Annotated in this window: 27 protein-coding genes and 1 tRNA gene; 16 read left to right on the top strand and 12 right to left on the bottom strand. The window is 67.0% G+C overall.

From position 1 onward, the window contains the following. The first annotated feature begins 148 nt into the window (after positions 1-148). The 3 genes from KUG38_RS15765 (at position 149) to KUG38_RS15755 (ending at position 2,217) form a co-directional block, all read left to right on the top strand. The gene (locus tag KUG38_RS15765; RefSeq protein ID WP_216923266.1) at positions 149-775 is read left to right on the top strand and encodes a hypothetical protein; all 627 of its coding nucleotides are present in this window, start codon (positions 149-151) and stop codon (positions 773-775) included. A gap of 414 nt (positions 776-1,189) precedes the next feature. Then, positions 1,190-1,858: a uracil-DNA glycosylase family protein gene (locus KUG38_RS15760; protein ID WP_216923265.1), complete on the top strand. Its 669-nt coding sequence runs from the start codon at positions 1,190-1,192 to the stop codon at positions 1,856-1,858. 116 nt (positions 1,859-1,974) lie between these two features. Next, complete coding sequence (locus KUG38_RS15755) at positions 1,975-2,217, top strand: hypothetical protein (protein WP_216923264.1); 243 nt, start codon at positions 1,975-1,977, stop codon at positions 2,215-2,217. Positions 2,218-2,361: 144 nt separating this feature from the next. Here KUG38_RS15755 and KUG38_RS15750 read toward each other — a convergent pair whose 3' ends face one another. Next, positions 2,362-2,886: a hypothetical protein gene (locus KUG38_RS15750; protein ID WP_216923262.1), complete on the bottom strand. Its 525-nt coding sequence runs from the start codon at positions 2,884-2,886 to the stop codon at positions 2,362-2,364. A gap of 207 nt (positions 2,887-3,093) precedes the next feature. On the opposite strand from KUG38_RS15750, the gene KUG38_RS15745 reads away from it, so the two are divergent. The 11 genes from KUG38_RS15745 to KUG38_RS15695 all read left to right on the top strand — a co-directional run bounded on the left by KUG38_RS15745 (position 3,094) and on the right by KUG38_RS15695 (position 10,720). Beyond that, positions 3,094-3,993 (top strand): major capsid protein, encoded by a 900-nt coding sequence (locus tag KUG38_RS15745; protein ID WP_216915364.1) that lies wholly within the window; start codon positions 3,094-3,096, stop codon positions 3,991-3,993. Positions 3,994-4,054: 61 nt separating this feature from the next. Beyond that, entirely contained in the window at positions 4,055-4,480 is a 426-nt protein-coding gene (locus KUG38_RS15740) for a hypothetical protein (protein ID WP_216923260.1), read from the top strand. 10 nt (positions 4,481-4,490) lie between these two features. Further along, a complete protein-coding gene (locus tag KUG38_RS15735; RefSeq protein WP_216923259.1) occupies positions 4,491-5,042 on the top strand; it encodes a hypothetical protein in 552 nt (183 codons plus the stop codon). Between the two features lie 53 nt (positions 5,043-5,095). Beyond that, positions 5,096-5,875 (top strand): hypothetical protein, encoded by a 780-nt coding sequence (locus tag KUG38_RS15730; protein ID WP_216923257.1) that lies wholly within the window; start codon positions 5,096-5,098, stop codon positions 5,873-5,875. Further along, the gene (locus KUG38_RS15725) at positions 5,875-6,075 is read left to right on the top strand and encodes a hypothetical protein (protein ID WP_216923255.1); all 201 of its coding nucleotides are present in this window, start codon (positions 5,875-5,877) and stop codon (positions 6,073-6,075) included. The genes KUG38_RS15730 and KUG38_RS15725 overlap by 1 nt, the downstream gene beginning before the upstream one ends. A gap of 2 nt (positions 6,076-6,077) precedes the next feature. Continuing rightward, positions 6,078-6,890, top strand: a complete 813-nt coding sequence (locus KUG38_RS15720; protein ID WP_216923253.1) for a hypothetical protein — start codon at positions 6,078-6,080, stop codon at positions 6,888-6,890. Between the two features lie 3 nt (positions 6,891-6,893). Continuing rightward, positions 6,894-7,142, top strand: a complete 249-nt coding sequence (locus KUG38_RS15715; protein ID WP_216923251.1) for a hypothetical protein — start codon at positions 6,894-6,896, stop codon at positions 7,140-7,142. 175 nt (positions 7,143-7,317) lie between these two features. Then, on the top strand, positions 7,318-8,223 hold the full coding sequence (locus KUG38_RS15710) for a hypothetical protein (protein ID WP_216923249.1): 906 nt from the start codon (positions 7,318-7,320) through the stop codon (positions 8,221-8,223). Positions 8,224-8,226: 3 nt separating this feature from the next. Beyond that, the gene (locus KUG38_RS15705) at positions 8,227-8,637 is read left to right on the top strand and encodes a hypothetical protein (RefSeq protein ID WP_216923247.1); all 411 of its coding nucleotides are present in this window, start codon (positions 8,227-8,229) and stop codon (positions 8,635-8,637) included. Further along, the gene (locus tag KUG38_RS15700) at positions 8,637-9,500 is read left to right on the top strand and encodes a hypothetical protein (protein WP_216923245.1); all 864 of its coding nucleotides are present in this window, start codon (positions 8,637-8,639) and stop codon (positions 9,498-9,500) included. Before KUG38_RS15705 ends, KUG38_RS15700 begins: the two co-directional genes overlap by 1 nt. Next, on the top strand, positions 9,497-10,720 hold the full coding sequence (locus KUG38_RS15695) for a hypothetical protein (RefSeq protein ID WP_216923243.1): 1,224 nt from the start codon (positions 9,497-9,499) through the stop codon (positions 10,718-10,720). Before KUG38_RS15700 ends, KUG38_RS15695 begins: the two co-directional genes overlap by 4 nt. A gap of 118 nt (positions 10,721-10,838) precedes the next feature. Here the strand turns inward: KUG38_RS15695 and KUG38_RS15690 are convergent, their stop codons facing one another. Then, a complete protein-coding gene (locus KUG38_RS15690) occupies positions 10,839-11,240 on the bottom strand; it encodes a LexA family protein (RefSeq protein WP_286196119.1) in 402 nt (133 codons plus the stop codon). 76 nt (positions 11,241-11,316) lie between these two features. After that, on the bottom strand, positions 11,317-11,568 hold the full coding sequence (locus tag KUG38_RS15685) for a hypothetical protein (protein WP_216923240.1): 252 nt from the start codon (positions 11,566-11,568) through the stop codon (positions 11,317-11,319). 347 nt (positions 11,569-11,915) lie between these two features. Between KUG38_RS15685 and KUG38_RS15680 the strand changes: the two genes are divergently transcribed. Beyond that, positions 11,916-12,155 (top strand): hypothetical protein, encoded by a 240-nt coding sequence (locus KUG38_RS15680; RefSeq protein ID WP_216923238.1) that lies wholly within the window; start codon positions 11,916-11,918, stop codon positions 12,153-12,155. An 18-nt stretch (positions 12,156-12,173) separates the two neighbouring features. Here the strand turns inward: KUG38_RS15680 and KUG38_RS15675 are convergent, their stop codons facing one another. The 5 genes from KUG38_RS15675 to KUG38_RS15655 form a co-directional block, all read right to left on the bottom strand. Then, the gene (locus tag KUG38_RS15675; protein WP_216923236.1) at positions 12,174-12,440 is read right to left on the bottom strand and encodes a hypothetical protein; all 267 of its coding nucleotides are present in this window, start codon (positions 12,438-12,440) and stop codon (positions 12,174-12,176) included. Next, a complete protein-coding gene (locus tag KUG38_RS15670) occupies positions 12,437-13,477 on the bottom strand; it encodes an ArdC family protein (RefSeq protein WP_286196118.1) in 1,041 nt (346 codons plus the stop codon). Before KUG38_RS15670 ends, KUG38_RS15675 begins: the two co-directional genes overlap by 4 nt. A 153-nt stretch (positions 13,478-13,630) precedes the next feature. Further along, positions 13,631-13,963: a DUF4326 domain-containing protein gene (locus KUG38_RS15665; protein WP_216923234.1), complete on the bottom strand. Its 333-nt coding sequence runs from the start codon at positions 13,961-13,963 to the stop codon at positions 13,631-13,633. A 370-nt stretch (positions 13,964-14,333) separates the two neighbouring features. Further along, positions 14,334-14,407, bottom strand: a tRNA-Pro gene (locus KUG38_RS15660). Between the two features lie 189 nt (positions 14,408-14,596). Further along, a complete protein-coding gene (locus tag KUG38_RS15655; RefSeq protein WP_216923232.1) occupies positions 14,597-14,986 on the bottom strand; it encodes a PilZ domain-containing protein in 390 nt (129 codons plus the stop codon). Positions 14,987-15,268: 282 nt separating this feature from the next. Between KUG38_RS15655 and KUG38_RS15650 the strand changes: the two genes are divergently transcribed. Then, on the top strand, positions 15,269-17,200 hold the full coding sequence (locus KUG38_RS15650) for a carbon-nitrogen hydrolase family protein (protein WP_353617843.1): 1,932 nt from the start codon (positions 15,269-15,271) through the stop codon (positions 17,198-17,200). A gap of 41 nt (positions 17,201-17,241) precedes the next feature. On the opposite strand, the gene KUG38_RS15645 is transcribed toward KUG38_RS15650, so the two are convergent. From KUG38_RS15645 to KUG38_RS15630, 4 genes are all read right to left on the bottom strand, one after another. Further along, complete coding sequence (locus tag KUG38_RS15645) at positions 17,242-17,604, bottom strand: dihydroneopterin aldolase (RefSeq protein ID WP_216923227.1); 363 nt, start codon at positions 17,602-17,604, stop codon at positions 17,242-17,244. Then, positions 17,601-18,920 (bottom strand): glutamate-5-semialdehyde dehydrogenase, encoded by a 1,320-nt coding sequence (locus tag KUG38_RS15640; RefSeq protein WP_216923225.1) that lies wholly within the window; start codon positions 18,918-18,920, stop codon positions 17,601-17,603. The genes KUG38_RS15645 and KUG38_RS15640 overlap by 4 nt, the downstream gene beginning before the upstream one ends. A 20-nt stretch (positions 18,921-18,940) precedes the next feature. Then, on the bottom strand, positions 18,941-19,855 hold the full coding sequence (locus tag KUG38_RS15635; protein ID WP_216923223.1) for an ROK family protein: 915 nt from the start codon (positions 19,853-19,855) through the stop codon (positions 18,941-18,943). Between the two features lie 35 nt (positions 19,856-19,890). Beyond that, the coding region (locus tag KUG38_RS15630) for a translocation/assembly module TamB domain-containing protein (RefSeq protein ID WP_216923221.1) at positions 19,891-20,969 on the bottom strand (1,079 nt) is incomplete at its 5' end.

The following is a 20,969-nucleotide window of genomic DNA, read 5'->3' as shown; positions in this document are numbered from 1 at the left end:
TCCCTGAGCCGGCTCTGAGCAATCCAAAGCCCAAAGGCAACGGATCCTTGCATACGACTTGCATAACAGTTCGTGAAGTGTCCCACTACTTGCATACCCCGTATGCAAGTCCAACCTATGGTTACGCAAGCCGTACATAAGCCCCTCCATGGCCAAGCGGTACACCATCTCGCTTCCCGACGAACTCGCCAGACGGATCGAGCCCTTCAAAGACCAACTCTCACTCTCCGCAATCATGCAAAAGTCTCTTGAAGCAGAATTGTCCGAACTGATCCGACCCGATGATGAAAAAGCAAAAGGCAAAGCACTTGTCCGGCTAGCGGAGAACTTCTATAAGGAAGATCTTTCAACATTGGTGAAAGGAGTCACGGCATTTATAGATCATGCAATCGAAAGAGCTGTACAGGACTCCGACCTGTTTGTGTTTAGGCTTTACGGAACTCTCCAAGCAAGTAATCTAGAAGGCATCGACTATCAGTATATTTGGGATCAGGTGGGTCAGTTTGTTGAGAACTTCGACGATGAGTCACAGCTTGACGATACCGCTCATAGGGCATTCTGGGCTACCTACATGGGGGATCAAGACGCAATCAGCGAGATCGCTCCGAAAGATCGGCGATGGGATGATACAGATGTGCTTCGAATAATGAAGATCGTTCTCCAAGAGAAGCTCAACAGATTGATGGGGGAAGAGGCAATCAAGTCTTACCTTACCTGGCACTCAGGCTATTCAACTCAATCTGCATCTTTGGAACACGAAACAGATGATCTTTAAACTGGCTAGCAGTTTAACTCAAGGATTCACCCAACCCATTCAGGAGAACTATCAATGCGCCGACAATCAACCATAGAGAAACTTGCCAAGAGATATGGATTCCAACTCAAGCGCTACAACCGTCACCTGGTGTGGGCTCACAAAGTAAGTCAACACATCGTGGTCACACCGATGACCCCATCCGACCAAGGCTCGATTCGAATGATTGAAAAGAGATTTCGACAGGTTTCGATGCTCCCGTAACTGAGACGAAGACTTGACAGACTAACGCGCACACTGCAATCGCAGAACACTTGATTCCGAAGTTAGAATAGGATCATCTTTATACGCTGGTGCATTTAGGGGAAGCCTGCCATGACCATCTCCCAATTTTTCTGCAACTGACAATAAGTCGTTCCCTCTGACAGCCAACCAATGATTCTCGATCTTCTTTCCCCTGTCGACATTCAGCAGGAATACACTCGCCTCGGGCTATCTTCTGGATGGCGTTTCCTCTACAACCCACTTGGATTGCTGGAGAAATCGCCAAAGGTTTTGTTTTTAGGGATCAACCCCGGTGGCGACAGTGTCCCACCAGAGCATGGCGTTTACAGCACTGAAGCAGGCAGTGCCTATGTTGTCGAATCCTGGGCAGGCGCCCCTCCAGGGCAGAGCGGATACCAGCAAGCTGTGCGCAAGATCTTCGCCATGCTCAACTACCCAATTGAGGAAGCAGTTACCGGCTGCCTCATTCCATTCCGCTCCAGGAAGGAAAGCGACTTGGGAGCCGCACTGACGCCTGCCAAGAAGTTCGGCGTGCAATTATGGAGTCCTGTCATCAGGTCCATCAAGCCTAAGTTGATTGTCACAACCGGAAGAACACCATACAAAGGTGTAAGCACGATCATGGCTCACTTATGTTCAAGTGAGACCACAGTTTCTCTTCAAGGGAATTCCCCTTGCAGTTTAAGTGTTCGCAGAGGGGATGACTGGCTTCTCATTGGGCTCCCATACCCCTCGAAGCGGTTTGACATCTTTAACAACGCCTGTTTGCGAAAGCCAGTTCAGGACTGCCTATACGAGGCAAGAACAATGCTCACCTGAATACCCATCACAAACCTCGACAGTCAAGCTGGCCCTTCTACAGTCTCCAACAATCCAAAACTATGACTCTCACAATTCACGCCTACCTTTCTGGCAAGGCCAAAAAGCTACACACAATGGAGATCCGAAACGACGGTGAAACCATCGGGTTATACGAACGTTCGCAAGCGACTGAAATCGAGCGCAAGAAGCGCGAGATTTCTAGCGCAGAAGATCTTCTTGCCGAGATTCACAGGAAGCATGGAGAATTCACTGTAAGATGGGATGGCATAAGGAAAGAGAAAGTAATCAAGGACAGCAATAATGTTGAGCGCGGTGTCATCCCTCGCCGCTTCTGGGAACGACCGAGTTGGCGATGATTCAAGCGAGAAGCAAGTGCTCGCTTTGAACGACCAGAATCTGTCTCTCTTCGGTGCTCCTCCTCCAAACATCGCAGGGTTCGACATGCCTGCTGTCGCAACCGCGCTCAGGCGGGGCCACCAGCGGCGACCCCGCCCAGGCCCTCAGGCCCGACCAGCGGCACTCGCCAGGGCCCGACGCCGCTGCCGGCTCTGCTGCACGATCTCGGCCTGGCCGGCGTGATCGCTGGCGCGGAAGTGCTGCAGCTCATCCCAAGGCAGCCCCTGCTCGAAGGCCTGATGGATCGGGCAACAGCGCTGCACCAGGGCCGAGCAGTGCTTCCACAGGATCCGCTTGGCATGGTGCGCCTCGCCCTCGCTAAGCGCTTCGTGCTCGCCATCACGCATACGGCGGGACACACCCACCGCCTTGCCGTGGATCACGGTGCCACCCAGCAGCGGCCAGTGCAGGCTTTCCAGCTCGCGGGCCTTCGCCCAGGCGCCGCCGTGGGCGACCACGATCGGCCCGATCCTGGAGAAGGTGAGCGCTTCTGGGGGGCAGAAACACAGCCAGCCAAGCAACTCAGAGCTGAGCACGGGCTCGGGTGGAACGTGAACCCCAATAGCGGTGCAGACGTGATCGCTGTGGGTGAGGGCCTTGCGCTGGATGAGCAGGATCTGGAGTGCCATGAAGGGGGATGGCAGGCGGACCCGCGCGGTCCTGCGGCGCGGGCAAGGGTCGGCAGAGCGCAGCGGCGCCGACTTGCGCAGCCCTTGCGCCGCCGCAGATCGTGAGGAAGGCCGCCGCCTGCCCCTTTCAAACCCGTTCCCACAGGCGCTTTTCCCCTCCTGGCAATAGGTGGTGACGTTGCTGGAGCCCCTGCTCCCGGAGTGACCATGGGCCTCACCCTCATCGAGGCGATGAAGCATGAGACGCGGGTCGATCGCCTCGCTGTCACCAAGACCTTCGCGGAAGGTGAGCTTCTACGCCGGCTGCCGTTCCGCAATCTCTCCGGTGGTGCCCTCAAGTACCCCAAGGAGATCAAGCTGCCCCGCGTCGGCTTCCGCGGTGTCAACGAGGGCTACCGCCGCAGCTACGGCGCCATCACCAACGAGACCGAGTTCGTCCATCTCTTCGGGGGGGACCTCGATGTGGACCGCTCCATCGTTGACATGAACGGCGCCGAGGCTAGAGCCAGCCAGACCGAGCAGAAGGTCCGCTCCATGCGCATGACGCTGGAGGCCGCGATCATCAACGGTGACGCCAGCTTCGATCCACGCGCCTTCAACGGCCTCAGCAAGCGGCTGGTCCCCGATGGGCCCCGCACCATCGACAACGACGGCGGCACCGTCAAGCTCACCAGGCTCGAATCGCTGGTGGATTCGGTCAACGCCAACGGCGGTGAGAAGGTGCTGCTCACCAGCAAGGCGGGACGGCGCCAGATCAGCCACGCCAGCCGTGAGGCCGGTGGTGACCTCTACCAGGTGATCGACGGTCGCCACTGGTTCGAGGACACCGAGATCCTCTGCGTGGATGAGGACGCCAACGGGCACCCTGTGCTCGGTTTCGGGGAAGCCGGCAGCACCACCAGCTTCTACTGCTGCGCCTTCGGCGACGAGATGGTCACCGGTCTGCAGGGCCCGTTTGAAGGTCGCTACGGCATCTCCGTGCGCGACTTCGGCGAGGTCCCCGATGCCCCGGTCTTCCGCACCCGGGTGGATTGGTACGTCGGCTTCGCGGTCTGCAACGACCGCTCCGTGGGCCGGCTGTTCAACATCGGCCCCGCCGTCAACTGAGCCCGCAACACCAGGCCCTTTCCACGCCATTGCTGATCCCCCTTTTGCTGAGGACACGACCATGAGCCGACCCATTGATGCCGCCGCCACCCTGGTGGGCTGGATCAATCACACCGCCACCGATCCGAACGAGCGCACCATTGCCGGCGGCACCACCGTGAAACTGAGCACGCCGCTCGATGCGGCCGATGTCTTCACCTTCGTGGCCTCCCACCCGGGGCACGCCGCCGCTGTCACTTTCACTCTGGAGGTGGCCCCCGAACTGCTCAACGGGACCATGGGCACCTGGGTGCAGGCCGCCGAGGTGGCGATCCCCGCCGGTGGCGGCCGTGTCGAGGCGCCGCTCAACGGCGGCAACCTTGCCGTGGCACCTGCTGATGCTGACGACGTCGGCGCCTACAGCGTGGTCTTCGTGCGCTGCCTGATGACCAACCCCAGCGATGTGACCGTCGCTCCGGCCGGCGCCTATGCCGGCCTCACCTTCTGAGGGCCGACCCATGGCACCGATCGAAGACGGACTGGCGGCCCCCGCCGGGATGCTGCTGATCTCCAAGGAAGGCGAACAGGACCGGATCATCTACCCGGTCCACGCCGACGGCTGGCGCCGCCTGGGCTGGACGATTCACCCGCCCCAGCCGGAACTGGAGCTGGAGGACGACGGGGACGAGGAGGACGGGGAACCAGCCGCTCTGGAAGCAGAGAGCGACGAACTCCTGCCCGCTGGGTTGCTGCTGGAGACCGGCGGCCAGGACCACCAGGAGCGCCAGGACAAAGGGGCCAGCGAGACGACTTCTGAACCGTTGGAGCTGGAGCGGCTGACCAAGCCCCAGATCGTCGCCGCCGTGCGTGAGCGCTTCGGGGTGCTGCTCGATGGCAGCCAGACCCGCGCTGAGCTGCTCGCCGCAGCGGAGGAGCTGATGGCTGGCGAGGCGCACGACGGCGAAAGCATTGCCGGGGCCAGCGGCCAGGGCGAGAACAGCGGCGAAGTGAAGACCGAGGGCGACGGGCAGAGCGAGGGCGAGGAGCTGGTCCCCAGCCTCCTGATCTGAGACCCGCCATGCATTCCGCCGCTGGCAATGGCAAGTAGCCCGGTGCGTGAGCGATGCCCTACCCGCTGCCCTCCACGCCACCGCAGAACGGCGACCGCATCCGGCTCCTGCCCCCACCCGGTTGCCCCGGCCGGGGCGAATGGGTGGTGCCCCATGAGGTGCCGCGCTGGCTGGCCATCGGCTTCCGCACCGCACCCGTTCCTGCCCTCGATCTGGAGCTCAGCTGGATGCCATCCCCGCGGCGCTGGGATGAACCTGCCCTCTCTCGCGCCGTGGCGCTGCTGGTGAACCCCAGGGCACTGCCGCCGCAGCCGATCGAGATCACCTGGGGGGATGGCAGCAGCGAGACGGTGCCCTGGACGCCCTACGACCAGCGGATACCGGAACCCCGCCACCTCTACGCCGCCATCGAGGATCTCACCATCACCGTGCAGGTGGGGCTTCTGGTGGCCACCCTTGAAGTGGCGCTGCACAGCTGCCCGCTCCCCATCACGGCATCGCGGCCCGGTGACGATCCGCCCCGCGTTGGTGTGGGCATGGCCCTGGTGCCTGGTGCCGGCCTGAGCGGCAACGCCTTCGATGGCAGCCGCAACGAGCAGTGGCAGCTGCGCCTTCATCCGCAGGGCGGCCTCGGGCTGCTCCCCAGCCCCATCGACGGGCAGCCGGCGCTGGTGGCTATGCACGGCTCTGGCGCCGCCAGCCGCGGCGTTCGCTGGTACTCAGGTGATGGGCCTCCCACGACCCTGTGGCACGAAGAGGTGCAGCCGCCGCCGGCGCCGGGGGATCTGTATCTGGACCGGCTCAGCGGCAGCATCTACGAGCTGGAGGTCTGATGGGCTGGATCCCCACCGGTGATTCACTGCGTGGCCCTCCGGGACCGCCGCCGAACTGGGGCGCCATCGGCGGCAGCCTCGGCGACCAGAGCGATCTGGCGCAGGCCCTGGCCGCAAAACTCAACGCCTCGCGCCTCACCGTTGGCCCCACGCCGCCACCCGACCCAGCCCCTGGTGATCTCTGGATCGACACGACCTGACCATGGCCATCACCTCCCGCGACCAGTTGATCGCCGCCCTGGCGAACTCCCGCCATTCCCTGTTCGACAAGGCCTCGATCAGCAACGCCGTCGTCGGCCGCTTCTATTCCCTCTGGCGGGCGACGGGGCAGCCAGGCCAGGGCGCCATCCCCACCGCGCCGGCGGCCTGCACCAACGCCCTGCTGGGCTCGTTGAACTACCTGCCCCAGCCGCAGCCCGCCAGCAACTACATCGGCTGGGTGGATGTGGCCACCAGCCTGGCGACCGGCAGCCTGGAGATCCACGACCGCCTCGGCCACCAAGGCGGACTGGTGGGGAACCTCAACACCCTCCAGAGCACCAACCTGCCGCTCACCCTGGCCGGCATCGCGGCGGAGAGGATCGGCCTTGGGGATTTCAGCCAGCTGCAGTGGTGGCTGGAGTGGTACGCCGACACCGGCTCCACGGCCGTCACCGCCAACGTCACCGTGGTCTGCGAGGACGACAGCACCCAGGTGGTGGCGGTGCCGCTGGTCGCCACCAGCCGTGCCTCGGGGCTCTATCAGATCCTGCCGCCGCAGGGCAGAACGGGCATCAAGGCGGTCAACAGCGTCCAGCTCAGTGCCACCAGCGGCACCGCCGGCAATTTCGGCGTCACCTGCACCCGCTACCGCGCCGGTTTCTTCACGGTGGTGGCAAACAAGGCGGAGGTGTTCGACTGGGCCGCCCTTGGCCTGCCGGACCTCCACAGCGACGCCTGCCTCTGCCTCATCCAGCTCTGCACCGCCACCACCACGGGCGTCTCCAAAGGTGTGGCTCGCTTCATCGCCGGTTGAGCCATGGCCCGCCATGAGCGTGACGCCCGCCCTCCCTTCCCGGGTGGCTCCGATCGCTGGGACCGGGGCCCGGCCGGTGATCTCATCACGGACGACTTCTTCTCGCCTCAGCCGCCACCGCCACCCGGCGGCGAGCTCCGTTTCTGGAGCGGCACCGACTGGCGTAGCCGGCCGGTGTTGGTGTGGACCGGCAGCAGCTGGACGGCGAAACCCGCCCGCCGCTGGAGCGGCACCGCCTGGATGCTCACCTGAGCGATCGGCCTGGCAATAGAGGGCAGGCACGTCCTGCTTTCGCCCCATGACCTGGCAGAACACCGGCTCCCTCCGCGGCCCCCAGGGCGTGCCAGGGCCTCCCGGCCAGGCCGGCGGCCCCGGGCCAGCAGGCCCGCCAGGCCCCGCCGGGATGGGCATCGACTTCAAAGGCAGCGTGCCAACCTTTGCCGCCCTGCCCACGAACGGCCTGCAGGAAGGCCATGCCTACGTCGTCGCCGATCAAAACGACCGGCTCTACGTCTGGGACGCGGACACCAGCAACTGGGTGGATGGGGGCTCGATCCAAGGGCCGCCGGGACCTGCTGGAGCAGCGGGCAGCGCCGGCCCCCGCGGCAGCGGCTGGTTCGTCGGCAGCGGCCCGCCCGGCTCCATCCCCGGCGCCCTGCCCGGTGATCTCTATCTCGATCTGGTCAGCGGTGAGGTGCACCAGCTGCAGCCGCCCCCGGCCGGCTTCCCCATCGCCAACCTCCCGGCGATCGGCGCGGCCTTCCAGGGCGGCTACTACGGCGGGCTGATCTCGCAGGCCGCCAACGGCATCGCCAGCCACGCGCTGATCATTGCCCCCAAGGCCACGGGCGAAAGCTCCAGGGCCTGCAAGAGCGCCAACACCGCCACCGCCGGGACGGGGAGCAGCTTCGATGGCTTCGCCAACAGCGAGGCGGCCAAGGACGCCGCCCACCCGGCCAACCATTGGGCCCGGGCGCTCAGCATCGGCGGCTACGACGACTGGTACATCCCGGCCCTGCTCGAGCTGGAGATCCTCTACCGCCGCTTCAAGCCGGACAACAGCGAGGGCAGCACGCCGGGCTTCGGGGCCAACGCCTACGCCGTTCCGCCCACCACCGCCGACTACTCCGGCGTGATTCCAGCCCAGACCGCCGTTGCGCTGTTTGCGACCGGGGCTGCCCAGGCGTTCTTCTCCGGCGGGATGGGCACCTCCACCCAGGACTCGGCCACCACCCACCAGGTGCAGGACTGGTATTACGGCAACTGGGATCCGCTCAGCAAGACCACTGCTCAGACGGTGCGGGCGATTCGAAAGATCGCCGTGGTGCCCTGAGCCATGGGCTGGGTCGCCAGACAGGAGGGACCGCGCCGGCTCAGCCAGAGCCTGCTGCTCCCGATCGCCGCCGGCCCCCAGGTGGCACCGCTCCGCTTCGATCGGCTGGGCAGTGCCGGGCTGTTGCTGATCGTCAGCTGTGACATCCCGGCCTGGCTCAGCCTCTACGTCTCGGACACCGCAGCCCTGGCTGATGCCAATCGGCCCCAGAGCGCCGATCCGGATCCGGCGGCTGGCGTCGTGCTCGATGCGGTCTTCACAGAAGACAGCGCGGTGCTGCGGCTGCCGCCGGGGGTGAGCTGGGCCAACCAGGACGATCCACCCGTCCCTGTGCTGCATGGCCGGCTGCGCACTGACCAGAGCCAACCCATCGAGGCGATGGTGTCGATCAGCAGCCTGCTGCTGGCGCTCTGATGTCGGCGATCCTCAGCGATCTCTCCCGCCGCGGCGATCAGGGCTTCCCGCTGCCGGATCTCTTCGCCGAAGTGCAGGCCCTTCTGGCCAGCTGGCTGGTGGCCGCCAACGCCCAGAACCCCAGCCAGCTGCTCGAGGTGCTCACCGGCCCGGCCGCCGATGCTGAGCACCTCGGCTGGACCATCCGCGCCACCCTCGCCGCCACCAGCGTCGGTGCCCCCGTGCAGCTGATGAGCCAGTGGGTCGCAACCCTGGCCGCCACCACCGTGACAACGGCGGTGGGCCTGGCCGCCGGCCACAACCCTGCTGGCGGCCTTGGCGCCCACGGCCTCCTAGCGGGCGGCCAGTTCCACGCCGTTGCGGCGAGCCTCAATCCCGCAGAGCCTTACCCGGCACTGGCCTGGGTCGTGCGCAGCCTCGCCCCGGGCCACGAATACTTCGGCTTCTGCCTCTCGCTGCACATGTTCTCCACCCGCCAGGCGGTGGTGCTGCTGATCGCCAAGGACGTCACCTCTGGCCTCTGGCACCTGCACAACACAACGATGGGCGGGCTGCAGTGCATGGTGGCCTGGAACCTCGCCGCCGCCAGAGAGATCTTCGCGACGGCCCTGTGGAGCGAGTTCTTCAACGGGCCCCCGTTCGCCCTGCGCCACCCCTCGGCCTGGATGCTGGCGACCCCTTCGATCGTCCATGTCACACCCCTGCCGCCGCTGCGCCGCTGGGATCCGGTGGTGCTGCCGGCAGATTTCGGCACCTACAACCGCACCTTCGCCACCGGCGGCTACTTCAAAGGAGCCGACGGCAGCGAGTGGCTGCTGTTCGGCCCCAGCCGACTGGCCGTTCGCCTCGTCGACGCGCCATGACCCTCACCGCCTGCGCCCGCACCTGGGGGCCTGACACCTACAACTGGGCCAGCAGCGCCGCCACCGATGTCGGCATGCGCCTGCATGAGGCCTTCTCCGCTTTCGCCGCCGCGGTCAACACCACCCCGGCCAATGCCGATCTGCAGCTCAGCGTGCTGCGCAACCACGCCAGCGCCACCGGCACCACCAGCTACGGCTTCGTGTGGCGTCTCGGGCACCCGGTCTCGCCCCTGGTGCTGAGCTTCCACAACCTCTCCCTGGCCCAGGGCTTCAGCTCCAGCACCACCAGCGCCCTGCTGCGCCTGGGCCTGGCCAGCGCCTGGATCGATGACTCCAGCAACGGCGGCTACGGCAACTTTTCTTCCACCCTGCTGAGCGCCAACCGGGGCCTCTCCCACTACGGGCCCAGCGGGACCCCAGCTGTGGCGGGGCTGGAGGGAACCCTGCTGGTTGTCTTCGATGCCACGCCCGGGGCGGAGTTCTTCCTGGCCACCCTGCTGCGGCCCGGCGATGACAACTACAGCCTCAACCTCTCGATCCTGCTGTTCCGCAGCCCGGCGGCCAGTGGCTGGAGCCTCTGGTTCCACCGTGCCCGCGCTTACATCGGCATGTTCAGCTCCAATGATCGCTGGAGCTGGCGCGGCCAGTCCCCGGAGGTCGTCAGCTTCATTTCAGGCGCCTCCGGCACCCAGCAGATCAACGCCCCCATCGCTTGGCAGGTCATCCCGCTGGCCACGGGTCCGGTGCAGTTCAACAGCGTCCAGCCCCGTCTTCTCCTGCCGCCCCTGCTCTGGAATGGCGACAACCAGCACACCGACCCCCGCCGCCTGGGTCGTTTCAGTGACCCCGCCGGTGGCGGCACCTTCTACCAGCTCAGCGCCGCCGGTGGCGCCGTCGATGACCTCTGGCTCCGTCTCCCCTCCAGCCCTCCGCCGTCTGTGTTGAGTGGCTGGGCGGCCATCGGTTCGCTGAGCTGGCGCAGCCTGAGCGATCGCTTCTCCGTCATGGCCCTGCCGCCACTCTCCCCCTCCCTGATCGGACCGGCGAGCGTGCCGGATCTGATCACGGACTGGAGCCCCAACGCTGCCGGCCTGGCCGGCGTGCAGCAGCACCCGCTCTATGCCCAGCAGCTGGCTGCCGCTGGTGGCTTGGGCGGGGGCACGGACGGCGGCGGATCGGGCCGGCCCGCCACCGGCGTGCTCTGGCCAAGGCGCCAATAACAGCGCGCCGCCTACGGCACGTCTCAGCGCAGGCCTGCGGACATCGCGACAGCGCACACGCGCTCCGTGGTGTCGACGGGACGGGAGCCCAACTGGCTCCTGCGGTGCTCCGCCCATCTCAGCGCCGCTGCGATGGCGACCTGGCCAGGTGATGCACCGCATGGGCCACCACCCCAAACAGACCCGAGCGATCGAACGACTCCAGGTCCAGCACGATCACCCCTTCCCCGGCGCGTTGCGGTTCCAGCAGCCACTGCTCACCCTCACACCGCAGCGGCCGCAGCAGAAACGCCCCCCGGTGGGCCACGATCACCACATCGCCGCTGCGGGGCTCGACACTGCGGTCGATCACGAGCAGGTCGCCGTCGTGGATGCCGTGGCTGCGCAGCCCATGGCCGCTGACCCGCATGTAGAAGCTGCAGGTCGGATGGGGCACCAGGGCGCCCTGGAGATCCAAACCCTCCCCATCTGCGCTGACGCTGCAAGGAATCGGTTGGCCCAGGGGCAGCTCGGCCAGCATCATCCCATCGACAGTGGTACAGACGTTCTACTGCTGATGGGGCCTGGCCGGCCTGCTCTGCGCAGTAGCGCTGACCTCAGCCGCCGGAGCCGGCGCCCCGGGCCGGCAGGCGCACCAGACGACCGCGCACCTGGCCCCATTCGCTGCGCCGACGCGGCAGCGGAGCACCCCGCAGCAGGGCCTCGATCCGCTCCACCAGGCAGCGGGGCACCAGGCCCCCGCTGACCTGCTCCCGGGGGGTGAGGAAGCTGCCGCTGTGCAGCGGGCTCCAGTGGGCCTGCTGCCAATGCAGCAGCCGGCCGCCCTTACCCCGCTTCTCGAATACCACCAGAGATCGGGCCCAAGGGCGGAAGCTGGGCAGCAGGGTGACGCGCCAGCGGATCCCGCTGCGCTGAACATCAAGAAGGATCTGAACACCGGCCATGGCCGCAGCGGTGAAGGACCCGACCTCCCGGCGGGCCCGCGCAAGGGCTGGCCGGGGCCCTTGGCACCAGCTGCTGTGGGCAGAAAGCAGCCGGCGGAGGCCAGCTCGCGAAGCCCTTGCGCGAGGCCCGCAGGATGGGGAGGGCCGCCACCGCTCCGTTTCTTGGCTCGCGAACCAATCCCGTCGCCATAGCGACTGTCTTTCCCTACTGGCCCCGACTAGCCTTTCTTAGCGACAGCAGTCTCATGGCTATGGATCTGCTCTGCACTGGCTCTGACAAGCAGGCCATTGACACCTTCGTTCTGCCGGAGCGCAGCCTCGTGAGGCGGTGGTCGCTCCTGGCCATCCAGCAGGGCAACCCGTCGACCTTCATGCGTCACCAGTACGCCCGCCACGCCGCTGCTCGAATGCTGGCTGCCTGCAGCGACTGGTTGGAGAGCAACGGCCACCGCCACCTGGCCGCCACCATGCGCGAGCAGCTCAAGGCCTGAGGCTCTGATCCCGTGGCCTCAGGCCAGGATCCGCAGCACCGCCTCCCGATGCCGCCGCAGCCAGCGGGGCACCTCCCCGGCCGTTTGCACCCCGGCCTCGAGGGCCATCGACAGCAGGGCCTGGCCGGCTTCTGCGGAGGCCCGCTGCAGGGCCACGGCAAGGGTGCCATCGATACGGGCGGAGGCCTCGGCCCAGAGGATGCCGTAGGCCACCACCACGCGGGTGCGGCCCGCGCTGTGGCCCTTGGGATCCGCCGCTGCCTGGAGGAATTCGATCGCTGTCAATGGGAAAACCGCCGGCGAGGGCGGACGAAGGAATGGGACACCGGGATCGGGGCTCCCGGCGGGCCCATCGCTGAAGCCGTGGCAGGCGCCGCCGCCACCGCGCCAGGGATTGGATCCACGGCCGGCTCCTCGGCACTGGGCGCCTCCGGGCACAAAAGATCCACCGCTTGGCGCGCCTCGCTGATCACCTGCAGCAGCACCTTCGGGGACTCGCGCAACACGGAGATCCAGCTCTGCAGATAGGCGGCGTGATGGGCCAACTCACAGCCGATCTGCAGCCGCTGGCCGATCAGCACACTGCCCAGCTCGGCCACCAGCTCCTCGCGGGCATAGCTGCGGGAGCCGAAGGCGCCGGAGAGATCCCGCTTCAGGCGGGACTCGTGGCCCGTGGAGTGGATGCACTCGTGGGCCCAGGTGGCATAGAGCGCCGCCGGCGAGTGGAAGGCCTCGCGCTCGGGCAGCTGGATGCGATCGGCGCCCGGGGCATAGAAGGCCTTCTCGCCCCCCCAGCCGACGACCACCTCCCAGGCCTGCAGCACCTGCTCGGCCTGCTCGATCCGCTCCAGCGGCGCCCGGGGCTCCACCTGCGGCAGCCGGGCCTCGATCAGCCCGGCGAGCGCCTCGCCTTCCAGATCGCAGGCATTGAACACCGGCACCGGCCTGTAGCGGGCCCAGCTGCGCAGCACCGGCTCGCCATCGCTGCCCTCCTGCTCGCTGGACTGCAGCTGGGGCCGCAGGATGCGAACCGACTTCGATCCCTTGCGCGGGAAGAGGCCCAGCTTCTTCGCCTCGGCGAAGCCGCACCAGAACGGCAACTCAGCGCCCCGCATGGCCATCCCCAGCTCCAGAAGGATGGGATTGCCGCCCCGGTAGGCCCGGCCGCTGAGCAGATTGATGTGGACGCCGCCACCGCGGCTATCCCATGGCCGGCGCCAGGGCGTGCTGCCGGCCTCGAGCAGCTCGATCAGATCGCGCACCATCGCCTCCTCGGGCGAGGGACCGGAGAACTTGTGGCGGCGCGTGGTGGATGCGGCCATGGGGAAGGGCGCAAAGGACGCCGACGTGCCTGCGCGGATGAGCGCAAGGGCGGGAGGCCCGCGAGGGCCGAACCGCTCGCGCAGCCCTTGCGCCATCCCTCGCACACTGAGGCACCCTGCGCGCCTCCCTTTTCGCAGCACGGAGCCGTCGGCTCAGGCTGCGACGCGCCTTTGCGCTTCCAGCCAGAGCAGCGCAGAGCGGATCACCTCGGCGTGGCAGGAAAGCGGCGCGCACCAGCACTGCAGCTCCAGCGGGCCCACCTGGGCCTGGGCCAGCAGCCGCTCCAGATCGCGCCGCTGCAGCGAGCCGGGCACCTGCAGCTGGGCCCAGAGCCAATGGCGGTAGCGGCAAATCACCTCAGCGCGGCTGCCATCGCGGCCGAGCTGGAAGGGATTGCCCAGCGGGCTGGGCCGGCCCACATAGACCTGACCGGGCAGGGGATCAGAGAGCCTGCTTCGCCGGGCTTTGCCGATCGTGATCTCCATGGCGCCTCCACCTGGTAACTACACCCAACGCCACAAGAGCATCAGCGACAGTGGCAGAAATTGGTGATGGTTCCAGTGGACGCCTGGGGCAAGATCTGCAGCAGAGTCACCACAGATCTGGGGACCATCCCTTGGCCGAGCTGAGCAGCTTGAGAATCAAGCTTCTGCCGTGGGGCTTGGCTGCTGGTTATGGCGTGGAGCAGTGCATTCCGCAACGCTGTGCGAATTGCGCACGACGGGGAATGAGCAGAGTTCAGTATCGCATTGCAGCATGACCACCCCACCGTCCAAAGGCCTGCCCGAATCAGGGCGCCGGACGTTTTGTGCTCATTTTGTGCTCAACCCGCTGGGCCAATCCCTGAAAAGTCAATCGGGGCGACAGGATTCGAACCTGCGACCTAGTGCTCCCAAAGCACCCGCGCTACCAAGCTGCGCCACGCCCCGTTCACAACACCCTAGTCCATGATCTGGCGACCACCCCTCCAGTGACAAGGGCGTCAGACCCAGAGAAGGGCCCTGGGCTGGCGCTGGTGGAGCGGCTTGAAAGGCAGCCGGTCGAGGTTGCAAGCGTACGAAGCAGGGCACAGATCCCGCAGGCTCTGGGACGGAACCGCTTCGCTGCGCCGATGCACCTCAGGTGTCCAGGGATTGGGGCGCCAACAGAGCTCTGTCAAAGTATTGATCCAGGATCGTTCCTGGCAGCAGTGGACCCTCGGTGAAGGCAAGGCCGAGAAGGGTCTTTTGATTCCAGATGTTCATCCACTGAACACAGGCAGACAGATAGACATTTCGGAACAGGCCGTAGTCGCTGATGTTGAGGAAGACCTGGTCGCTGGGCTTCACCTCAAGCAATCCGCGACGGACGATGCAGGCTCCGGCCCTGCTGATGTCAGCCAGCGTCACGAAGCCCGTGCCTCCTGAGGGCAGGTGGATGCTGGCGGGAACGCCCGACGGCAGAACCTGGCGCAGGGAACTGCGTCGATCCTTGTGCCGCTGCTGAAATTCGGAAACATTCGGCGACATGGATCCACTGCCAGCCATGTGAAGTCGAGTCTAACTGGCAGCCCCTGCACCGTCAACGGCATGATGTAAGCACAAATACACCATTGAGAGTCGAATAAATCCAGGCAAAGAAATGGTTAACTCTCCGCGTGGGAATCGCAGTAAAGAGGGAGTGCTCGGCATCGTGATTGGCCACCGCTTTCCTCAGCAGAATCAAGCCCAGTCAGAAAGGGATGGAGAATGATGTCATCAACCTGCCTTTTCTTGAGCCCGACTTAGAATGAATACAGCGGAAAGACAGTCATGGCAGGCAATCTCAACAGAAGTCGGATGCCTGGGGCCAGGCCCCAGTTCCGCAAGTGTTCACTCCAGCGGCTTGCGACCAGTGCACTCACCCTGCTGATTCCAGGCCTGTTGAGCATGGGCCTGGTGCAACCAGCCACAGCGCAAGAGGGTAAACGAGCGGTGAAGGTGGCCGCCGTCGACTTCATCCCGGCATGGGGTGATCTTGATGGCAATATCCGGCGTCTGGCGCAAGCAGCTGAGCGCGTGGCGGCCCAGGGTGTGGATTATGCCGTGTTTCCCGAAACGGCGATCAGCGGTTACGACTTCACGGAACCGGCACAACTGGCGCCCTATGTGGACACCATCCCTGGGCGTGCCACTGCGGCCTTGCTGCCAGTGCTCAAGCGCACCGGGCTGATCATGAGCGTGGGCATTGCCGAGAAGGATGTGATCACGGGCATCCTCTACAACACCGCTGTGTTGATGGGCCCTGAGGGCATCATCGGCAAGTACCGCAAGAACGGACTGAATGGCCAGGACGTTCAGCTGTTCGGCCCAGGCGACACCGATGTCGGTGTCTTTGACACACCGATCGGGCGCATTGCTCTCATCATTTGCTATGACGACACCTACTGGCAATACGACCGGCTGGCAGCCCTGAGAGGAGCTCAGATCATTGCCTGGCACTCGGTGTCCGATCGTGTGATGCCCGGCACCCCGCCGGCGATGGCTCGCCTCAACCACTCCACCGTGGCCAGTGTTCAACACATGAGCGCGCTCAATGGCGTGTTCGTGGTTGGTGCCACCCGCAGTGGCATTGAGCGCAACCCGATCACCGGCAGCCGGCTCTACTACAACGGTGGCTCCAGCATCTGGTCGCCCCTCGGGCACAAGCTTGTCCAGGCGCCCGTGGTGCCTCCCGAGACGCTCCCCCCCGGGCTCCATGGATGGATCACGACCACCATCATTCCCGCCGAGGCTGATGCCGTTCGACAGCGGCGATTGGCGGCCCGTCGCCCCTCGCTCTACAACCCGTTGCTGGCGCTGCGCCGCGCCTCCAGTGATTCCAACGCAACGGTCGGGAAACGCCCTGTGCAGCTGGCCGCCGCCCAGTGGCTCGGAGGTTCCTCCCAACTGGGCCGCAGCCAGCCGCGCACCAATGAGCTGATGGTGCTCCCCGAGCTTTCAGGGCTGCCGTCAGGTCTTGGGGCCGAGGCGATCAGGGCCCGGGCCGAGCGTCGTGGCGGGGCCTTCGAGCAACTCCTGGCGGACCGCGCCAAGGCCGGAGCGGGCTACCTGGTGGGCAGTTACCCGGAACGGGAGGGCTCGAAGGTGTTCCATACGGTGGCCCTGGCCGGCCCCCGCGGCACGATCCTTGGCCGCTACCGCGCCACCCATCTCAGCGACGCAGAGCTGGCCTGGGCCAGCCCCGGTGACGCCCCGCTTGTGGTTCCCACTCCGCTGGGCCGCATTGGGCTGGTCACGGTGGGGGATCTCGCCGTGCCGGAGCTGGTGGGCCTCTACCAGACCCTGCGCACTGACGTGCTGGCCGCTCCAGCGGGTGAACCTTCCGCGCTCAAGGTGGAGATCGACCCACGCCTGTATGCGGTGAGTGATCCGCCGACGGGCCGAGCCGATCTGCATCCCTATCTGGCCGCCAAGCTGGGCCAGTTCTGGGTGGTCAGCGGCGGCAGGCGGGTCGGCAGCGCCACAGCAGCAGGGATCTACGGACCTGAGCCGGTGGTGTTCACCCCCACCATCACGGCGGCCGCGGGAGCTGATGCGGTGCGGCACCGCACGGTGGTGCCGGCGCCTGGCACCTGGATCAACCAACGGCTGCTGATCATTGGTCAGCGCAACGACCTCTACCGCCCTTTGGTCCTGGATGCTCAGAACAGCTGTTTCCAGAAGTGGAAGCAAGCTGGCCACGGAATGGTGAGCTGCCCATAGGGGTGGCCATGCCCCACGGTCTGGGGGCGTTGGCCTGCCCCTCACCCCCAGCGCCGCTTGCGGCTCACCGCCACGCTGCCATCGAAGCCGGGAACCGGCACCTGGCACTTGCTGACCTCCACCGCCAGGGGGATGGGCCCGTAGCAGGCCTCCAAGGCGTCGAGAATCTGCTCGCTGTAGTGCTCCAGGGTCTGGCAGCGGAGGGTGCGGGCCTGCGCCTGCAGAACGGCGATGCCGCGGCCGTAGTCGTAGCCCTGGCTGAGGTCGTCGCTGCGGGCCGTGGCGGCCAGATCCGCCCCCAGGGAGAAGGCCAGCTCGAACCACTGGCCGTGGCGCCGCTCCTGCTCGTAGACCCCCACATGGGCCCACACCCGCAGGCCGCGCACGTGGATCGCCTCGGTCACAGGGGCAGGGCTCGGTGGCTGAACTGCCGGGTGCCGTCGGCGTAGTCGGCGGCGATGTGGCCCTCGCCCCGCAGCCGATAGCGGTAGGTGACCAGCCCCTCGAGCCCCACCGGGCCCCGCGGCGGCAGGGTCTGGGTGCTGATGCCCACCTCGGCGCCGAAGCCGTAGCGGTTGCCGTCGGCGAAACGGGTGGAGCAGTTGAGGAACACCCCGGCGCTGTCCACGGCCCGCAGGAAGCGGTCGGCGGCCGCCGGATCGGTGGTGGCGATGGCGTCGGTGTGGCGGGAGCCGTGGCGGCGGATGTGCTCCAGGGCCGCCTCCAGGTCCTCCACCACCTTCACGTTGAGGATCAGATCCGAGTACTCCGTGTCCCAGGCACCGGGCCCGGCGGCCACAGCCACCCCCAGGGCGCAGGCGCCGGCATCGCCGCGCAGCTCCACACCCGCCGCGGCGAAGGCCGGCAGCGCCGCCTGCAGGAAGGCCGGAGCGATGGCCTGGTGCACCAGGAGGGTCTCGATGGCGTTGCAGGCCGCCGGGTACTGGGTCTTGCTGTCGAGGGCGATGCGCAGCGCCAGGGCCGGGTCGGCGGCCCGATCCACATACAGATGGCAGATGCCGTCGGCGTGGCCGAGCACGGGGATGCGGGTGTTGTCCTGGATGAAACGCACCAGGGCGTTGGAGCCCCTGGGGATGATCAGGTCCACCAGGCCATCGAGCCGCAGCAGCCCCAGGCTCTCCTGGCGGCTGGTGAGCAGCTCCAGGCAGCCGGAGTCGACGGCGCTGCCGGCCAGCCCCCGCTGCAGGGCCGCCACGATCGCCTGGCAGCTGCGGCTGGCCTCCCGGCCCCCCTTGAGCAGGGCGCCGTTGCCGGAGCGGATCGCCAGGGAGGCGATCTGCATCACCGCATCGGGCCGGGCCTCGAAGATCACCCCCAGCACCCCCAGAGGCACGCTCAGCCGCTCCAGCACCAGCCCGTCATCCAGCTCGGTGTGCAGCTGGCGCCGGCCCACGGGATCGTCCAGAGCCGCCACCTGGCGCACCCCGGCGATGGCCCCCGCCAGCTTGGGGCCATCCAGCTTCAGGCGCGCCACCAGGGCCGGCGCCAGCCCCTCGGCCTCGGCGGCGGCCAGGTCGGCCCGGTTGGCCTCCAGGATCCCGTCGCTGGCGGCTTCCAGGGCGTCGGCCATCGCCTCCACCGCGCCACGGCGTTCGGCGTCGCTGGCCTGGCCCAGGGCCATGGCGGCCCGGCGCACCGCCGCGGCCCGCTGCAGCAGCTGGGGGTCGGGCTCCGGCACGACGCTGGCAGGAGAAGTCATGGTCTGGCTCATGGCCCCCATCATCCCAAGCGGTCCAGCGCCAGCCGCACCGCCCCCAGCCGGCCGGCACCGTTGCCCAGCTCGCAGCGGCGGATCGCCAGCCCCTCCCGGCTCACCGCCAGCACCCGCTCCTCCACCTCCCGCCAGACCGCCGGCAGGAAGTGGTGGCTGGCGGCGCTGAGGCCGCCGCCGATCAACACCAGCTCCGGGGTGAGCACGTAGAGCAGGGAGCTGAGCCCCACCCCCAGGGGGCGTCCGTAGGCCTCCCACACCGCCAGGGCTTCGGTGTCGCCGGCGTCGGCGCGGCGGCAGAGCTCGCGCGGATCGAGCGGGCTGAGGCGCGCCAGGCCGCCGAGGCTGCAGAACTGCTCCAGGGAGCCCCGGTTGCCGCTGCGGCACACCGGCCCGTCGGGGTCGACGCCGATCAGCCCAGGCTCAGCAGCCGCGCCGCCGTGGCCGGTGAACAGACGGCCCTGCAGCATCACCGCCCCGCCCACGCCGGTGCCCAGGGTGAGCAGCAGCACGTCGCCCACACCCCGGGCGGCCCCCAGCCAGGCCTCACCGAGCAGGGCACCGTTGGCATCGTTGCCCATGACCACCCGCCGCTCCAGCCGGGCTTCCAGCCAGGCGGCCAGGGGCACATCCCGCCACCCCGGCAGGTTGATGGAGATCCGAGCCACCCGACCCGCCGCGTCACAGGGCCCCGGCAGCCCGATACCCACCCGGTCGGCGAGGCGGTCGGGGTCGATGGCTTCGACCGCCTCGGCCAGCGCCATGAACACCGCCCCCGGCACCGCCGGCTGGGGCGTGGGCACCTCAGCCTCGGCGAGCACGGTGCCCTGCGGGTCGCAGCGGGCCAGCTTGATGGCCGTGCCGCCCAGATCGATGCCGATCAGCTGGGCCTCACCGGGAGGTCGTTCGCGGGACGACGCCATCGGCGCACCCTACCCAGCGGAGCACCCGCCGGCCCTCAGAAGCGCAGGAACACCTGCAGCAGCGACTGCCAGGCCCCCTCGGTGTCGACGGAGGTCTGCAGGTTGAAGGTGTCGGAGGCCTTGTAGGTGAGGGTCACCTGGGGGGGCACATCGGAGCGGTTCGGGGCGGCCAGCACCGACATGCTGAAGCGGTTGGTGATATCCACACCCACCTCGGCGCCGAGCACCAGCTGGGGCGGCACCCGCCGCCGGGTGGTGCCTTCCTGCTGGGTGTCGATCGCCTGGTTCACGTAGGTGGGGTAGAGGGCCAGGCTCACCCGCTGGCCGAAGGCGTCGCTGAGGGACGACAGCAGCGGCGACAGCAGGGTCTGGCCCACCACCGTGGCCAGGGCCGCTCCGGCCCCGCCACCGCTCAGTCCCGCCAGGGAGTTGCCGCCGATCAGGGCCACCAGCCGCTCCTGCGGCAGGGGCGGGCTGCTGCGCAGCTTGAGGTTCTCGGCGATGCGGTCGGCCGGCCCGCTCACCGACACCACCACCAGGATCAGGTTGAGCTGGTTGAGGGCCGAGAGGCCGGCCTGGTTGGGGGCGTTCTGCACCGAGGGACCCACGTCCCCCACCCCGGACGGGGAGAGCACGCTGAGGCTGTCGGAGATGCGGGTGCGCAGGGCGATGTCGAGGTAGGGCACCAGCCCCAGGGAGGGGGTGAAGATCGCCACGTTGGGGGCATCGGGGTCGAGGCTGAAGCTGGTGGTGAACAGGTTCAGCCGTCCCCCCAGCAATCGCACCACCCCGGAGGCCCGCAGGGAGGGGTCGAGGCGGCCGTTGATGCGCAGGCGGCCGGCCGTGGTGAAGTTGGCGATGTTGGGGATCACCACCCGCAGGTTCGGCCCCAGCCGCAGGGTCAGGTCCTCGAAGGCCAGGTAGGGGAAGCGGGGCACCGAGGAGCGCAGGGCTTCGGCGGTGGTGGACTCCACATCGGGGCCCAGCAGCACCAGGGGCTGCTGGAAGTTCCACTTCGACTCCAGCAGCTCGGGCATGGTGCGCGGCTTGACCGGCTGGTCGGACACCGGCGCGCTGGCCGCCAGCTGGCCCGGCTGGACGTTGATGGTGCCGC

Source organism: Synechococcus sp. CCAP 1479/9 (genome assembly GCF_019038535.1).
In the GTDB taxonomy this organism is placed as follows: Bacteria; Cyanobacteriota; Cyanobacteriia; order PCC-6307; family Cyanobiaceae; genus Cyanobium.
The sequence above is the reverse complement of the archived record's forward strand: the minus strand, read 5'-3'. Positions and strand labels throughout refer to the sequence as shown.

Bases quoted from the DNA above. Each gene is read 5' to 3' on its own strand.
- KUG38_RS15765 (WP_216923266.1), top strand. From the start codon at position 149: ATGGCCAAGCGGTACACCATCTCGCTTCCCGACGAACTCGCCAGACGG.
- KUG38_RS15760 (WP_216923265.1), top strand. From the start codon at position 1,190: ATGATTCTCGATCTTCTTTCCCCTGTCGACATTCAGCAGGAATACACT.
- KUG38_RS15755 (WP_216923264.1), top strand. From the start codon at position 1,975: ATGGAGATCCGAAACGACGGTGAAACCATCGGGTTATACGAACGTTCG.
- KUG38_RS15750 (WP_216923262.1), bottom strand. From the start codon at position 2,886: ATGGCACTCCAGATCCTGCTCATCCAGCGCAAGGCCCTCACCCACAGC.
- KUG38_RS15745 (WP_216915364.1), top strand. From the start codon at position 3,094: ATGGGCCTCACCCTCATCGAGGCGATGAAGCATGAGACGCGGGTCGAT.
- KUG38_RS15740 (WP_216923260.1), top strand. From the start codon at position 4,055: ATGAGCCGACCCATTGATGCCGCCGCCACCCTGGTGGGCTGGATCAAT.
- KUG38_RS15735 (WP_216923259.1), top strand. From the start codon at position 4,491: ATGGCACCGATCGAAGACGGACTGGCGGCCCCCGCCGGGATGCTGCTG.
- KUG38_RS15730 (WP_216923257.1), top strand. From the start codon at position 5,096: ATGCCCTACCCGCTGCCCTCCACGCCACCGCAGAACGGCGACCGCATC.
- KUG38_RS15725 (WP_216923255.1), top strand. From the start codon at position 5,875: ATGGGCTGGATCCCCACCGGTGATTCACTGCGTGGCCCTCCGGGACCG.
- KUG38_RS15720 (WP_216923253.1), top strand. From the start codon at position 6,078: ATGGCCATCACCTCCCGCGACCAGTTGATCGCCGCCCTGGCGAACTCC.
- KUG38_RS15715 (WP_216923251.1), top strand. From the start codon at position 6,894: ATGGCCCGCCATGAGCGTGACGCCCGCCCTCCCTTCCCGGGTGGCTCC.
- KUG38_RS15705 (WP_216923247.1), top strand. From the start codon at position 8,227: ATGGGCTGGGTCGCCAGACAGGAGGGACCGCGCCGGCTCAGCCAGAGC.
- KUG38_RS15700 (WP_216923245.1), top strand. From the start codon at position 8,637: ATGTCGGCGATCCTCAGCGATCTCTCCCGCCGCGGCGATCAGGGCTTC.
- KUG38_RS15695 (WP_216923243.1), top strand. From the start codon at position 9,497: ATGACCCTCACCGCCTGCGCCCGCACCTGGGGGCCTGACACCTACAAC.
- KUG38_RS15690 (WP_286196119.1), bottom strand. From the start codon at position 11,240: ATGCTGGCCGAGCTGCCCCTGGGCCAACCGATTCCTTGCAGCGTCAGC.
- KUG38_RS15680 (WP_216923238.1), top strand. From the start codon at position 11,916: ATGGATCTGCTCTGCACTGGCTCTGACAAGCAGGCCATTGACACCTTC.
- KUG38_RS15670 (WP_286196118.1), bottom strand. From the start codon at position 13,477: ATGGCCGCATCCACCACGCGCCGCCACAAGTTCTCCGGTCCCTCGCCC.
- KUG38_RS15665 (WP_216923234.1), bottom strand. From the start codon at position 13,963: ATGGAGATCACGATCGGCAAAGCCCGGCGAAGCAGGCTCTCTGATCCC.
- KUG38_RS15655 (WP_216923232.1), bottom strand. From the start codon at position 14,986: ATGTCGCCGAATGTTTCCGAATTTCAGCAGCGGCACAAGGATCGACGC.
- KUG38_RS15650 (WP_353617843.1), top strand. From the start codon at position 15,269: ATGGCAGGCAATCTCAACAGAAGTCGGATGCCTGGGGCCAGGCCCCAG.
- KUG38_RS15640 (WP_216923225.1), bottom strand. From the start codon at position 18,920: ATGACTTCTCCTGCCAGCGTCGTGCCGGAGCCCGACCCCCAGCTGCTG.
- KUG38_RS15635 (WP_216923223.1), bottom strand. From the start codon at position 19,855: ATGGCGTCGTCCCGCGAACGACCTCCCGGTGAGGCCCAGCTGATCGGC.